Annotated in this window: 11 protein-coding genes; 5 read left to right on the top strand and 6 right to left on the bottom strand. The window is 59.1% G+C overall.

Annotated features, from left to right (window positions below; genetic code table 11):
• Positions 1-181 precede the first annotated feature (181 nt).
• On the bottom strand, positions 182-478 hold the full coding sequence (locus tag MTR72_RS22390) for a hypothetical protein (RefSeq protein WP_341511001.1): 297 nt from the start codon (positions 476-478) through the stop codon (positions 182-184).
• Between the two features lie 618 nt (positions 479-1,096).
• On the opposite strand from MTR72_RS22390, the gene MTR72_RS22385 reads away from it, so the two are divergent.
• From MTR72_RS22385 to MTR72_RS22370, 4 genes are all read left to right on the top strand, one after another.
• A complete protein-coding gene (locus MTR72_RS22385) occupies positions 1,097-2,677 on the top strand; it encodes a hypothetical protein (RefSeq protein ID WP_341511000.1) in 1,581 nt (526 codons plus the stop codon).
• Positions 2,674-3,354, top strand: a complete 681-nt coding sequence (locus tag MTR72_RS22380; protein ID WP_341510999.1) for an HAD family hydrolase — start codon at positions 2,674-2,676, stop codon at positions 3,352-3,354. Before MTR72_RS22385 ends, MTR72_RS22380 begins: the two co-directional genes overlap by 4 nt.
• 3 nt (positions 3,355-3,357) lie before the next feature.
• Positions 3,358-4,260, top strand: coding sequence for an NAD(P)-dependent oxidoreductase (locus MTR72_RS22375; RefSeq protein WP_341510998.1), 903 nt, complete (start codon positions 3,358-3,360; stop codon positions 4,258-4,260).
• A gap of 224 nt (positions 4,261-4,484) precedes the next feature.
• Positions 4,485-4,748, top strand: coding sequence for a nucleotidyl transferase AbiEii/AbiGii toxin family protein (locus MTR72_RS22370; RefSeq protein ID WP_341510997.1), 264 nt, complete (start codon positions 4,485-4,487; stop codon positions 4,746-4,748).
• 224 nt (positions 4,749-4,972) lie between these two features.
• Here the strand turns inward: MTR72_RS22370 and MTR72_RS22365 are convergent, their stop codons facing one another.
• The 4 genes from MTR72_RS22365 to MTR72_RS22350 form a co-directional block, all read right to left on the bottom strand.
• Positions 4,973-6,385: an NAD-dependent succinate-semialdehyde dehydrogenase gene (locus tag MTR72_RS22365; RefSeq protein ID WP_341510996.1), complete on the bottom strand. Its 1,413-nt coding sequence runs from the start codon at positions 6,383-6,385 to the stop codon at positions 4,973-4,975.
• Positions 6,386-6,442: 57 nt separating this feature from the next.
• The gene (locus MTR72_RS22360; protein ID WP_341510995.1) at positions 6,443-7,372 is read right to left on the bottom strand and encodes a dihydrodipicolinate synthase family protein; all 930 of its coding nucleotides are present in this window, start codon (positions 7,370-7,372) and stop codon (positions 6,443-6,445) included.
• Positions 7,373-7,548: 176 nt separating this feature from the next.
• Positions 7,549-8,700: a hypothetical protein gene (locus MTR72_RS22355; protein ID WP_341510994.1), complete on the bottom strand. Its 1,152-nt coding sequence runs from the start codon at positions 8,698-8,700 to the stop codon at positions 7,549-7,551.
• 258 nt (positions 8,701-8,958) lie between these two features.
• A complete protein-coding gene (locus MTR72_RS22350; RefSeq protein WP_341510993.1) occupies positions 8,959-10,152 on the bottom strand; it encodes a CaiB/BaiF CoA transferase family protein in 1,194 nt (397 codons plus the stop codon).
• A 265-nt stretch (positions 10,153-10,417) separates the two neighbouring features.
• Here MTR72_RS22350 and MTR72_RS22345 point away from each other — a divergent pair, with 265 nt between their 5' ends.
• Complete coding sequence (locus MTR72_RS22345; protein ID WP_092219738.1) at positions 10,418-11,509, top strand: LacI family DNA-binding transcriptional regulator; 1,092 nt, start codon at positions 10,418-10,420, stop codon at positions 11,507-11,509.
• Between the two features lie 164 nt (positions 11,510-11,673).
• Here the strand turns inward: MTR72_RS22345 and MTR72_RS22340 are convergent, their stop codons facing one another.
• On the bottom strand, positions 11,674-14,310 hold the full coding sequence (locus MTR72_RS22340) for a CehA/McbA family metallohydrolase (protein ID WP_341510992.1): 2,637 nt from the start codon (positions 14,308-14,310) through the stop codon (positions 11,674-11,676).
• Positions 14,311-14,372 lie beyond the last annotated feature (62 nt).

Raw genomic sequence — 14,372 nt, 5'->3', positions numbered from 1 at the left:
CCAGACCAGATCAGGAGACGTGACCTCCAGAGGCGGGGGACCCATCGCGGTCTTTGATGTCACTGTTCAACCGATGCTCGCCGTTAACGGACATAGGAGCTGCTTATATTGCGAAGTGCCAGTCATCAGCTTAAGCGCAGATATTCATAACCATGCCTTTCATCTGGGACCGGACCGGCGGCTATCTGATCCTAAGGCAATTTAGCGCCTGGACGATGCGTTTCAGTCCGATCGCCGATGCCGCCGGTGGGACGCCGAATGAGAGTCGCAGGCCGTTGACGTCGCCAAACGCGCCTCCCGCAACGCAAGCCACATTGGTTTGCTTCAGGAGCCAGCTTGCAACATCATCCGTCACTCCAACGCGACCTTCGTCCTGCAAAGCAGATGCAAGCCTGTTCAGATCAAGATAGAAGAAGAACGCCCCGTCGGCACGAGCTGGGGTTACATCACGTAGATTAGAAAGGATGTTAAGACCCATGTCGCGAGCGCCGAAAAGCCGTTGGTATGTCTCCCGCTCAATGTGGCCGCCGTCGAGCTGAAAGTGGCTCGAGGGTCCGGTGCCTATAAGTCCATTCGTTACTCTGTCGCGCAGACTGACGGGCGCACTTCGGCTGTCCAGGACCCGGCTCGCGGTATCAGCATCGCGCGATGAACTCGCTCTGCATCATCTGCCGACTCTTACTAGCAAAACACGAAAATACCAAAGCGCCGCTAACCAAGCCTGCTTAGAGCCTTTTCTAATGCTGATCGTCCGTAAGGACCCGCTTTGGTGCTTACCGCAGACTGGAAGGCATGAGTGGAAGATCAGCAGGCTTTCACCGACTTCAAGCGCTCGTACCTTCTCGCTCCGGTGTGGCGCTTTTCGCACACAGTCGTAGCATTTTGAACACCGTGTGAGAGCCTGAACGACGCACAGCACTCACTGAGTGGCTAGACGGCTCGTCTTCCAATTCTGCTCGCTCTAGAAGTGCCAGCCAGTATTTTCAAAGGAGTGGTACGACGCTTGCTTAAGGATGAAGCGAACTTCCGCCTTCATAGGCATATTAGCCATGCGAGGCGCCCCGCCAGATCGGCTCCTTAACAAGTGGGTGACTATATGTCCGGTGTCGCCGGTGCGTTTATCTGCGCTTCAAGCGAACCATCGTCGCGTGTTGTTGATCAGCTGAAGAAAATGATTCCGACACTTGCACTCCGTGGGCAAGCAGGTGTCGTCGTCTCTGCTTTCATGCAAGAGCGTGGGATCCGATACGGAACGGCGTTTCAATCGAACGATAACTCAGTGCGCATTGACTGCATCGAACAGGAGCCGCGCTTTCGGCCTCATGTTGCCATCGCGCAGATCCGTAGCGGATCCTGTGGAACTAGGGGTGACGGCGATGCGCACTCCATTCCTAGCCGCCATTTTGCAATTTCTCTGGACGGCGCCTTGGCGAACGCTCGTGAACTCAGGAGCGAATTACGCGCTCAGGGCCAACTGATAGGTACCAACACAGACACCGAGCTCTTGCTGAGGTGGATTGAACGATCTTGCGAACGAGAATATTGGCGTCACGGCTTGCCCGCAGACTACGAAGCTATCTTTCGCGAGCTTGATGACCGTATCGATGGTGCCATTACCGCGCTGTTGCTAGATAAGAACGGAGATCTTGTTGCATACCGCAATCGAAGCGGTTTGCGACCATTGGAGACTATGCGGACAGATGATGGATTGTTGCTCTTTGCTTCTGAAACTTGTGCCTTCGCTGGCTTGGAAGGTGAGATCCAGCAGCTCTTGCCTGGGAGCATACAGCGCGTGGACGCTAAGACGGGCGGCAGCGTTGACCATACTCTGAACCGCCGACGATATAAGGCCAAACTCTGCGCCTACGAAACTCTCTATTTGGGAAGTCCGAACACGTCGGTCGAGGGCCATTCACATCGCCAAACCCGTTACAACATCGGGCTCGCCTTGGGGAGAATTGTTGCGGAGCGAGTTCAAGCAGAGCCACTCTTGCTGCCGCCAATCGTGTCCTCCATGCCAAATACTGGGGGGCCGTACGCCGATGGTCTGTTTGACTCTCTCGCCGAACAGGGCGTGCCCGCCGAACGTACTGACGTAGTGGCAACGCAATTTCCTGAGCGAACGCTCCTGGGCAAATCCAGGGCCCGGCAATCTCGCATTGCTCAGAAGTATCGCGTGTCGGAACCTGCCGTCGCTAATCGGACTATAATAGTTGCCGACGAGGCCCTCATTCGAGGCGACACCAGCCAAGCCGTCACAGCGATGCTCCTTGCCGCTGGAGCCAAGGCCGTGCATTGGGCGATTGGTTCGCCGCCTATAGTTGCTCCAAACTACTACGGCATGGGCATTGATACGCTAGATGAGCTCGCATTCTGGCAGGCATTTAAGCGACTGCCGCCCGAACTGCGCGCCCAGTGCCTTCGCTTTCACAGGATGGACCCGCGAGCCCTTAGACTGCTTGAAAGCAACATTGCGACGGCGATCCAAGCAGCAACAATAACTTATCTGCCCTTCCGCGCCCTTTTATCCATATTGGCCAACAGGTTAGAGGGCATCGATTTGTCACCCTTCACGTTGGAGATGCCGACCCCCGCTGGACGGCAGCGCGCGGACAGAAACTTGGAAGTGTTGCTGGCCGCTCTTCCTGTCAATCCCCGTCTGAGGTCAGGATCATGAAACCCGCGCTCGTATTTGACTGGAACGGAACACTGCTCGATGACACGTACGCGCTGCTCGAAACGACCAACGTTATTTTGGACCGCTTTGGTCGTCCGCGCATCGATATAAACACCCTTCGAGAGCATTGTGATGTTCCTCTCTCTCGTTTCTACCACAGCCTCGGAATGTCGCAGCAGGAGGTTGAGGCACTGGAGCGTGACGATGGCGCACTATTTCACGACACATACGAGCCTCTTGCGGATAAAGCCGATTTACGTGAGGGGGCGCGCAGAGTGCTCGAGTTAGCGCGACGACAATCCGCTCTACTCATCATCCTCAGCAACCACATAGTCGCGCCTCTACAGTTCCAGCTGAGGAGACTTGGAGTGGATGACCACGTCACCGATGTGCTCGCCTTTGAAAGCCGCGCCACGCAATACAAATCGATGAGCAAAGGAGAGCGGCTTCGCCTTTATATGGACAGGCACAACCTGAAGCCCTCATCAACCTTCATCATCGGCGACATGCCCGTCGAGACTGATATTGCACGCAATCTCGGGCTGACAAGCATATCCATTACCGGAGGATTTGTTTCGACCTCGCGCCTGCAAGCCGCGCGTCCAGATTACACGATCAACAACCATCACGAGCTGTTGCCCATCCTACAAAGCCATGGCTTCTTTTCGGAATGCTAAGTCATGAGCAAGGGATCATCAGCGAACGCGGCTCCCAAACCGATCAAGCAGAGCATAGGGCTTATCGGAGCGGGACGCATGGGAACGGGTATAGGCATCAGCCTGCTGCGTCAGCAAAGCGAGCTCCACATCAAAGTCAACAAGAACCGGTTCGGTGCTGATCGCCTGACGGGTGCAGGGGCCCGCGAGCATACGTCGATCGCTGAGTTGGCGCGGCATGTAAGTGTGGTGGTGTTGTCCTTACCGTCCAGCCGCGAAGTTGAGACTGTGTGCCTCGACCAGGATGGACTGTTTGTTCACATGCGCCAAGGAGGTTTGATAATTGATTGCACGACCTCGTATCCTGCCTCGACCATTGCATTGGCGAAAACGGCGCAAAGTCGAGGTCTAAGCTTTATTGATGCTCCAGTAACACGAAGCCCCGAGCAAGCAGAGCTCGGCCTTCTCAATGCGATGGTTGGATCGGATCCAACACTCTTTCCCGTCGCTGAACGCATTCTTGCTGCGTTTTGCGAGACCGTTATGCATGTTGGAGATGTCGGACACGGCCACAAGCTCAAGCTTGTTTACAACAGCATGACTATGGGCATAGCTGCGGTCGCCGCTGAGGTCTGCCAATTCGCGGATAGTCTTCAGATAGATCTTGTAACACTACGCTCTTTGGTCAGTCGGGGCTCTACGAACAGTGGAATATTCCAAGCCTTCGCCGCCTTTTTGTTGGGAGAGAAACCAGATGCACTGGCAATCTCGATTGCAAATGCTGCAAAGGACATCGAGTGTGCTGTGCGCCTAGCGCGCGAGAGTGCCGTTTCCGTGCCGGTCCTGGATGCTGCCGCGCAGGAACTCAACCTCTCAGTTGTCGCTGGCAAAGGTGAACTGACCCTACCACATTTGGCCCGATCGTAAACGCTTGGTATGGCTCCAAGCGGGCCATTTTTCCACGAGTCCGTGGTGCCCCCTCGACTCCCTCGGCATCGAGAACGATGATTAGGACGAGATGGTCCGCATCTTCAAAGAAGTCAGCGGCGTTTCATATAACGATGGGGTGGAGTTCGATCCAAACAGCGTCAAGGTCAATCGCATTCGCGAGGAAACCGAGTTATGGCGGCCTGCGTATCACCGCCGACGCATTGGTCGATACCGCCAAGACCTGTATCGTTCTCGCCATCGCCTTCGGTGATGCGGTCGAACCGGGTCTACTGGAAATGGACCTGTCGGTTCTCCACGATCTTCCTGCTCCGCATCTGCGCGCTTATGCGCGTGAGATGGTCATCGCCGAGAAATTCCAGGCGATGGTCATGCTGGGCCGCGCCAATATTCGTGGTGCTCGCGGGCTATCATTGGCGCGGATATTTGAGGGCTTTGGCACACGCAGTGTTATCCGTCCGCGCTGATTTGCCGGACAAAGTATCTCATTTCTGCTCCCGCCTGGATGAACAAGAAGGTGTCAGTCCAGCAAAGAAAAGGACCGCTGCCGGATTTCTCCGACAGCGGCTCAAGTCTGGGGAGAAGGCAGACGTACCGGTCTGCCAGCGGAGAAGAGCGGAGCGCTTGAGGCGATCCGGCGGCACTGTCGAGCAAATCGTTCTGCTCCGGTTTGGCACCTGGTATTCCGGTTCTAGCTCGCCTGGCTCACAAATTTGGTGTCGAGATAGCCCTCGATTGCCTCAAGGCCACCTTCCGAACCGAAGCCGGACTCCTTCGTTCCTCCGAAAGGCACTTCGGGAAGCCCAAGCCCATGATGATTGATCGACACCATCCCGCATTGAAGATCGGCCCCGATCGCGGCCATCGTTGCGGCCGATCGCGTGTAGGCGTAGGCGGCGAGCCCGAAAGGCAGTCGATTGGCCTCGGCGACGACCTCGTCATAGGTTTTAAACCGCGCAATCGGCGCGACAGGGCCGAACGGCTCTTCATTCATGATGCGCGCTTGAGGTGGAACATCGGTCAGGACCGTCGGCTCGAAGAAGTACCCCGCATTGCCGATACGCTTGCCGCCGGTGCGCAACTGGGCGCCGCAATCGAGAGCGTCCGCGACAAAGCTCTCCATTGCATCGAGCCGCCGCGCATTGGCGAGCGGCCCCATGCGGCTATCTCTTTCAAGACCATTGCCAACCTTGATCGCGCTGGCCTCGGCAACAAACCTCTTGACGAAATCTTCATAGATACTCTCATGCACCAGAAACCGCGTCGGCGACACGCAGACTTGGCCCGCATTGCGGAACTTGTTCGCCGACAAGATTCTTGCGGCTTTCTCGACGTCGGCATCTGGGAAGACGATGGCAGGCGCGTGCCCGCCGAGCTCCATGGTGGCGCGCTTCATGTGGGCGCCGGCAAGGGCTGCGAGATGCTTTCCGACTACGGTCGAACCGGTGAAGGAGACTTTCCGGACGACAGGATGGCGTATGAGATGATCTGAAACTTCGGATGGCACCCCGAAGACGAGATTGATCACGCCCGCCGGCAAGCCCGCATCCGCGAAACTACGCACCAGCTCCATGCAGCTCGCTGGCGTTTCTTCAGGTCCCTTGACGATGATGGAACAGCCCGCTGCAAGGCTCGCCGAGATCTTCCGTACGGCCTGGTTGATCGGAAAATTCCAGGGCGTAAATGCCGCAACCGGCCCGACAGGCTCCTTGGTCACGAGCTGGGCGACATTGCCAAAGCGCGCCGGCACGATCCGGCCATAAGCGCGCCGCCCTTCCTCGGCGAGCCAGTCGATGATATCGGCAGCAAGGAGCGTTTCAGCACTCGACTCGCTCAGCGGCTTACCCTGTTCGAGGGTCATGATTGCTGCGATGTCGGCTGCGCGCGAGCGTATGAGATCGGCGGCCTTGCGCATCGTCCTGTACCGGTCAAAGGCCGGAACCTTTCGCCAAATCTCAAAGCCCTCCTTAGCGGCCATGATCGCACGATCGAGATCGCCGCGGGACGCATAAGGAGTTTCGCCAATTGGCTGTCCGGTCGCGGGGTTGAGGATCTTTTCCGAGCGATCCGACCCCCCTTCCGTCCATTGGCCCGCGATGAACATCCTAATTTCGGGGTACACAGGTTCTGCCTGCACCGCTTGTTCCGGATTGTTCATGCCTCAATGCCCCCAACGAAGAGCCAGCGGGTTGAGCTCGTGCGCAAGCTCGATCAATCCAGCTCTCGTCGCCGGATGGAGCCCATCGAGCGGATGCCGCACGGCTTCGCATTTGATCACGCCACCTTCAGCCATCACGCTCTTGGCAGCGCGCAGGCCGCACTGGCGGTTCTCGAAATTGATGAGCGGCAGCACCTTTGCATAGGCAAGAGCGGCTTCCTGCCTGCGTCCCGCTTTGTGGTGATCGAGCACGGGGCGGAGCAGATCGGGCAGCAGCGCGCTTGACATTGTTCCGATCGCACCGGCATCGAGGTCTGCCATCATGGTGATGGCTTCCTCCCCGTCAAAAGGACCAATGATGACCTCGCCGCCGAGCTCGATCAGACTGCGCAGCTTGGCAGCCGCAAACGGCACCTCGATCTTGAAATATCTGGCGAGCGGCACCTCGCAAGCGAGCCGGACGAGAAACGGGACCGTCAATGTCACGCCGGAGAGCGGCGCGTCCTGGACCATGATTGGAATCCCGGCTGCGTCTGCGACACGGCCGAAATGCCCGATCATGGCGCCTTCATCCGCCTTCAGGCTTGCACCATGATAAGGCGGCATCAGCATGAGGAGGCTTGCGCCACGTTCGGCCGCATAGCGGGCGCGCTGCACCGCAATCTGGGTGCTGAAATGGCTGCAGGTCACCATGACTGGCTTGCGGCCCGCGACATGCGAAAGACAGAGCTCGACCAGAATATCGCGTTCCTGATCAGACAGCAGGAACTGCTCGGAGTAGTTGGCCAGAATGCAGATTCCGTCCACGCCTTGATCAATCATGCAATCGAGAACGCGCCGCTGCCCCTCGAGATCGAGATCTCCAGAGTCCGTAAACGGCGTCGGAGCGACCGGGAACAAGCCTCGATAGATGGGAGTTTTCGCATTTCTCATGTAAGGGATTCCAGACAGGAGGCATTCAGTTGCTGTCGAACTCGATCATGCCATCGCAAACATCTAAGGAGTGGAGCCGATGCCGTCGAAGTTTTTGGACAGATTGACTGGCGTGGCGTCACAAACAAGATTGGTTTGAGGCTTTGCTCGCGTTGGAAGCCTTTCGCGCCTCCTCATTAGATCCAGCCAGGCGGCACCAGATCCGTCAGGATGGCAAGGCATTCAAACAGGAAGTAGCTTCCGAAGATCAGCTCGACGTTCTGGGCCGCATCGATATCGCGCACGATCGCCTTTCGGGTGAAGCAGCCGCCGGTGAGCATTCCAGGCGGGCGCGGGTCATCGGGAGCAGTCGGTGTCAGGTATTTCGAGCTCAGCTGAGTAACTGTGCGCTCCGCAAATGATCGATATTTGGCGCCCCGCTCAGGACCAAGTGCGGATGCGAGGCGCAGCGCCGCGGCAGCAGCGATAGCAGTGGCCGCAGTATCCCTGCTGGTGTTGGGGATCGCCGGATCGTCGAAATCCCAGAAGGCAATGAGATCCGCAGGGACATGGTCGATCCACCAGTCAAGAAGGCGCACGGCGTAGTCGCGCCATAGCGGTTCGTCCGGGCGGACCATGGCGGCGTGCGCGGTGTAGAGCATCGCCCATCCCTGCGCCCGGCCCCAGGTGCTGATATCGCTATATCCTTTGTGCGTGTGCGTTCTGAGCACCTTGCCGGTGTGTGGATCAAGGGTGGAAGACTGGATAACTGAATTGTCCTGCCGCACGTGGATCTCGAGGACCCGCCGCATATGTGCATTGGCGACCTCCTCGATCCGCGCATCGGAAAGCTCGTCCGCGGCCCAATAGAGCAGGCCTGTCGCCTGCAGCGAATCGATGCTGCTCTCGGAGGCTCCGACTGCGCTCGCCTCTTCGGCATCCCTGCCCAACGGTATCAGTCCGAGGTGTGGATCGAACATATCACGAAGCGAGCTTGCTGCTGTCAGAGCCACCGCGCGCGCGTTTTCTTCCTTGAACAGGATGCTGCCGAGGGCGCCAGCATGATAGAAGCCGAAGCCCTTGAAGGCCGTAAGCCGCTCGGCACGCGGCAACATTCGGCTTAGCGCAGCACGCGCGTCTTCGATCAGGAACTGCCTGGGATCAGCAAGATGCGCGAGCCAAAGCTCACCGACAAATGCCCCGCCGGTCCAATCACCATCGGGCGTAAACGTCCATTTTCCGTCGGCGGCACTCGCCCAATGTGGCAAGCCCGAGCGTGCAGTGTCCCGGGTCTCGGCAATGCGCTTCAGCATACGCTCGCGCGCGGGCAGATATTGGCTTTCCGACATGGCTTCTGGTCCAACATAAAACTCGCCGCGCGGCTTTGGCCTGGCGGCAACTTAAAGCTCTTTACCAACAGATCCTGGACTGGCGTGAACGGTTAATGTTCACGAGGCTTCCAAGCGTGCTTGGTTGCATCGCTGCCGAGGAGCAAACCTCGCCAGCAGCACCGGAAGGAAAGCCGCGCGCAAGTTTATGCCGATCACCATGCCCTCCTGACCTAAGCGTGCTACTTTCGAGAAGTCTCTTTTGTTCGTTTCGTGATGCTAGCCCGCAGTGCCGATGGCGCCCGTATCGTAAAGATGCTTCAATTTCCTGGCGTCATAGCCCAGCTCCTTCAGAATCTCTTCCGTTTGCGCACCGAGCTTTTGCGGCGGCAAACGCACGTCCGGCTGCTCGCCGTCATAGCGCACGGGATGGCTGACAAGGGTGATGGGAGTTCCGGTTGCGCCGGTCACGACCTGAAAATTCCTGTTGTGCGCGATCTGCGGATCCGCAACGACGTCGGCATAATCGTTCACCGCGGCGTGCCAAATTCCACGCGCCTCGAACAAGACGATGCATTCGGTGGTTGTGCGTTTGGCGACACTGGCCGCAATCATGGCTGAGGCCTCGTCCCGCCGGCGATACGCCTCCTCGTCAGGAATTCGCTGGTCGGCCGGAAGGCCAAGCGCGTCTGAGAGCGCCTCCAGCGATCCCAAAGAGATCGCAATGTGTCCATCGCGTGTCGCATAGATGCCGTAAGGCGCGCCGTAGTACCAGCCGGCCACCGGTCCCGGCTGACGGACGTCCTCAGGCCTTTGGCCGTTCAGGTAGCAGGTAAAGGATTCCATCTGCAGGTCGAGCGCAGCCGACAGTAGGCTAACATCGACGCGGCAGCCCTGCCCCGTGCGCGCTTTCCTCACCAGGGCAGCTAGGATCCCCGCCGCGAACAAGGCAGCGCCGTGATGATCGATGGCGGAAACGCCGACAGCCCGCGGCCCTTGCTCGCGACTTCCGGTGATCATCGCAAGTCCTGATAGCGCCTGGATCAAGAGATCCTGGCCTGGGCGATCGACGTAGGGCCCGTCAGGACCGTAGCCGGAGGCAGCGGCATAGATGATCTGCGGATTGATCTTCTTTGCATCCTCGTAGCCGAGACCAAGCTTGTCGAGCACACCCGGGCGGAAGTTCTCTGCGATCACATCCGATTTCGCGATCAGTTGCCTGGCGATGACCACGGCTTCGGGTTTTTTCAGATCGAGCGTGAGGCTGCGCTTGTTGCGGTTTCCCGTCAGAAGCAACATCGACTGGCCATCAACCCGCTTGTCCGCCCCGCCCCATTTCCTCTGAAAGGCCCCTCCGGGCGGTTCCACGGCGATCACGTCCGCACCGAGGTCGGCGAGAAACTGCACGCCGACCGGACCCATCAGAAAGTGATTGAGGCTGAGGACACGAATGCCTTTCAAGAGATCGACCATGCATCCTTGCTTTCGGTTTTACCTGAAATCGAGTTGCTTGGCTCCTCGATTTCTGAAATCGATTTCAGACTTAGGCTGTGCAAGAACCGGAGTCAAGCGAATCAACCACCTTTCGAATGAGATTCGCTTTGTCCCGCTCCATCTGCGCATGAGAGGGCCAGAAAATAGCGCCGATGGCCCGCATACAGGACTTGAGAAGGTGGCGGTCGTGATGGTTTAACTCTTTGAGCGGAGACCCTCTCCTTCTCCTGGTTGACCAACGCTAATGGACAAGAAACCTGTAATCGCGCCAAAAGGCCGCCAGCAGCCACGCGTGAAGATCGAGGACGTTGCCCGGAAGGCGAATGTGTCGCCGGCGACGGTGTCGCGGGTTCTCAATCACCCCGATATCGTACGGCCGGAGCTTCGCGACAGAGTCATGCGGCATATCAATGACCTCGCCTACACGCGCGATAGCGCAGCCAGAGCATTGAAATCGGGACGCATGCGGACCGTCGGCGTCATCGTTCCGACGCTGGCGCTCGGCATCTTTGCAGAAGGGGTGGAAGCACTCCAGAACCGCCTCAGCGAAAGCGGCTACACGCTGTTCATTGCGAATTCGCAATATGACCAGCGGCGTGAACTTCAGGAACTGCAAAGTCTCATTGAACGTGGCATCGATGGAATCGTGCTGGTCGGAGCTTCCCACGGACGGGAGCTGAGGAGCCTGATCGAACAGGCAGGCGTGCCCGTCATCACCACCTATGTTGCCAAGGCCGGCGGCGGCATCCCCGCGATCGGAATCGACAACGAAAGCGCCACCCGCGAGATGACGGAGTATCTGCTAAGGCTTGGACACGTCCGTTTCGGCGCGATTGCCAACGTTGTTGCCGCGTCCAATGACAGATCCCGCGCCAGGCTCGAGGGAATTCAGCGCGCGCTCTCGGACGCCGGCCTCCCGCTCAAGCCAACCCAGATCGTCAAGGCCGATTATTCGCTTGCCCAAGGCCGTAGTGCTCTTCGTCAACTCCTCACCGATCACCCGGACACGACAGCAGTCATCTGCACCACCGACACGCTTGCCATCGGTGCAATGGCAGAGGCTCGCAAGATGGGTCTGGCCGTACCGGCCACGCTTTCCATCACAGGATTTGACGATGTGGAGCTGGCGGCGCAAATGGACCCGCCGCTCACAACAGTCAGTGTGCCGGCGGCAGAAATCGGCCGGGGAGCCGCCGATTATCTCATCAATGCCATTGCGGGAAGTCCTGTCCCGAGAAGTGTCGTGTTGCCGTACCGGCTCGTCATGCGCTCATCGAGCGCCCCGCCGCGGTCCAGCGTCCGTCCCGCCCGTCGCGGGCGCAGTCGAGATCATTGATCGGGTCACGGTCCTGATAACTATTTCAGAACCGTAGCCTGGCCTTCGCGTCCCAACATCCAGTGACTCAAGCAGCTCGCCCCATTTCACTAATCGCCCGTAAGTAGAGGTGGCTGCGCTTGCGAGGCGCTGCCTGCGCGATCGTCAATGGCACAAAAGGTTTCTCAATGCTCGCGTTCAACGTGAACGGAGTGAACGGGCGCATGGTGGTGGCTGGCGCCCATTTCGTGCAATCTATGATGCAGGCGATGATGCGCAAGTTCCAGGGCAGCTCGCAACCGCGAGTGTCGCGCTTCGTCGGACTTGGGAGCGAGCGTGTCCATATAGGCGATCGATCCCTCGATTTGTGCAAGGACCGACACTGCATCCGCGGTGGCAAAGATGGGCATTCCGCCTACTTTGACATATACCGCACTGGTGTGCGCCGCAATGTCGGCCTCGCGTCCGGCGACACTGCCCCGAACGCGCAGCGCGATCCAACATGACTCGCTGATGGGCAGGGAGAGCTGCCCCTTGCACGACAAGCCCCCGCATCGAACCTCCTCGAGGACCGTGCCGTTACAGATGAGCTCCACCCGCGTCGGCGGAACGCTGACCGATTCGATCCGCCACTCGATCGTGAGGGTGCCGCCTGAACGGGGAAGGACCACCGTACCTCCAGGGCGACGCCCTTCAACGGTCATCTCAACCAGAGGCCCGACAGTGATGAACGTGTCCCCGCCGCGTACGGCATCCATCCAGTTGCGATACGTGAAGTCCCGTTCGCCCAGCCGCACATAGGTCCGCGAGCCCCCGAGGAGTGCGGCCGCGTCCATCTTGTCGGAGCCGGCTACCAGCGGTAGATGGTACCCGATGTTGAGGTAGCGATACCAGTCGGCGAGACCAAATGCGCTGATCTGCGCGGTCCGCGGGTTGAACGACATCATTTCGATGGCATCGACAAGGCCGAGCACAATGTCGGCCGCCCGCTCCGCCTGCGGGTTCGGCGCGTGCGGCATTACGACCAGCCCCCCTTGCTGACGGCAGCGCTCCGCCCAGTCGGCCATGGTCGCTTCCAGAACATGGCCGATCGCAGCTTCGTTGGACCCGCCGCAAGAGAGCGGATTGATCATCTCACCTTCGTAGCCGAGCAGCGATATGTGCCCCAGAACCTGCATCCGGTTCTCCGTGCCGACCCGAACCAGGAATTCTCCGTCCCCGCCGAAATCCTTTGCCCCGATCGTCGTGCGTCCGTCGAAATCGGCAACGTTGGTGAATAGCTCGCCCCACTGAGCGGCGAGCAGATTGACGACGTTGACCCCCTCCGCCTTGCCCTCGAGCAGCGCTGTCTGCGGGCTCAGGAAATGGACGTGCGTATCAGAGCTAACCCATCCCTGTTCGCGCCAGCGCAGTACACGATCGAGCTCAAAGGTGAGATTGTCCGTCGTTGCAGTGATTTCGACGATGGTGCGGAGCGGGCGGACCTCAAAACCTCTGCAGATCTCTACGAACACGGGCCCGAGCGGCAGGTCCGCCTCGCAACTGTCGTCCACGTAGGCGTATTGGTTCAGCCCATTGGCAAATTCGCCCGAGAAGTCCTCGAACCTGCCGGTATTGACCTTGCGGTGATGTCCCTTAGGTGGCAGATACTCTCCGTGCGCACCATGGACATGCAGCCGCGCGGCAACACGCACGCCACTGCCCTTCTCCACGATGCGGATCTTGACGGGCCTTGTGGCCGGTTCGACTGCCGCCACATTGAGCGAGGCGCCGCCTACGTTACCGCCACCTTCCAACGATCGAAGCTCGAACATGTGCAAGCGGCCATCGTCGGAGCGCAGATAGAGCCTTGCGTCCGGATGCGCGGAGTATTCGACGATCACTTCGTTGTCGGAGCGCACGGGCTGCACATCAACTTTGGCGCCCAGCCAATCCGCTCTGGAGTACTCGAGCACTGCGCGGGCCGAGATCACCGTGCCGAGGTCCATGCCGATCTGCTCGCCTCGATCGTCGACATCGAGCTCGCCAAGCTTGTTGAGATGGACCCCGGGCGGCAGCCTCACCTTCAGCTTGCGACGGCCCTGGAGGCGCAGCGGGTGCTGGGTGAGCGCTGTCGTGGTCACCGCGAAGACAAGCGAGATTTCCTGTTCCGCGCGCAAGCTTAGCGCCGAAATCTTCTTGTCCGGATAAGGATTCGGGAGCGCGTAAAGCCACAGGTTCTCACCTTGTCGATCCATGCGTCCCGATTGGGTGCGGGCCTCGCCCTGGAAGAAGCTCGCCCCCGGCTCCCTGCCGAGTACAAAGTCCTCGCCCGTGCTTGCATGCACGATGGGGCCGCGTAGCGGCAGGGCTGCGAACGCACTCGCACTCCAGGAGATGTGGTTCTGCTGGATCGCGAAGCGGCGCAGCACAGGCACGTCGGTCTCGCTGCCGTCGGCGAAGCGGAGCCCGTATGTCGCCACCCGGTCGCCGAGTGGATTGCCTTCGACAGGCAGCGTAGCCGGGCCGATCTCTCCGAAACCCGCGGGGCTTATACTGGGGCGGTCTGCCGCCACTTGCACGAACAGCACATAGCTCGCCATTGCCCTCGGCAACGCAATTACGGCAGGAGGGGCACCGGGGCGCAGCTCCAGCACATCCGGCCCTGTTTCGCTGCCGAAGAGAAAGGGCATGCCGCGATGGGTCTGGAGCCCGCGAAGCGAATCGATCCAGCCGGTGTCACCCGGGCGGTTGGCGAAACCTTCAGGCGCATTTGCGCGCCTGGCGTTGAAATATCGCTTCAAGTCGATAGGCGTGAAGTGCGGCGATGAAGGTGTTTTCATGCTTCGGACTCCAGTTTCAGCAACTCTGGTGCCGCGCAAGCAGTCTTTGTCTTGTGAATGAC

This window comes from Bradyrhizobium sp. ISRA442, assembly GCF_038085055.1.
GTDB lineage: Bacteria > Pseudomonadota > Alphaproteobacteria > Rhizobiales > Xanthobacteraceae > Bradyrhizobium.
The sequence above is the reverse complement of the archived record's forward strand: the minus strand, read 5'-3'. Positions and strand labels throughout refer to the sequence as shown.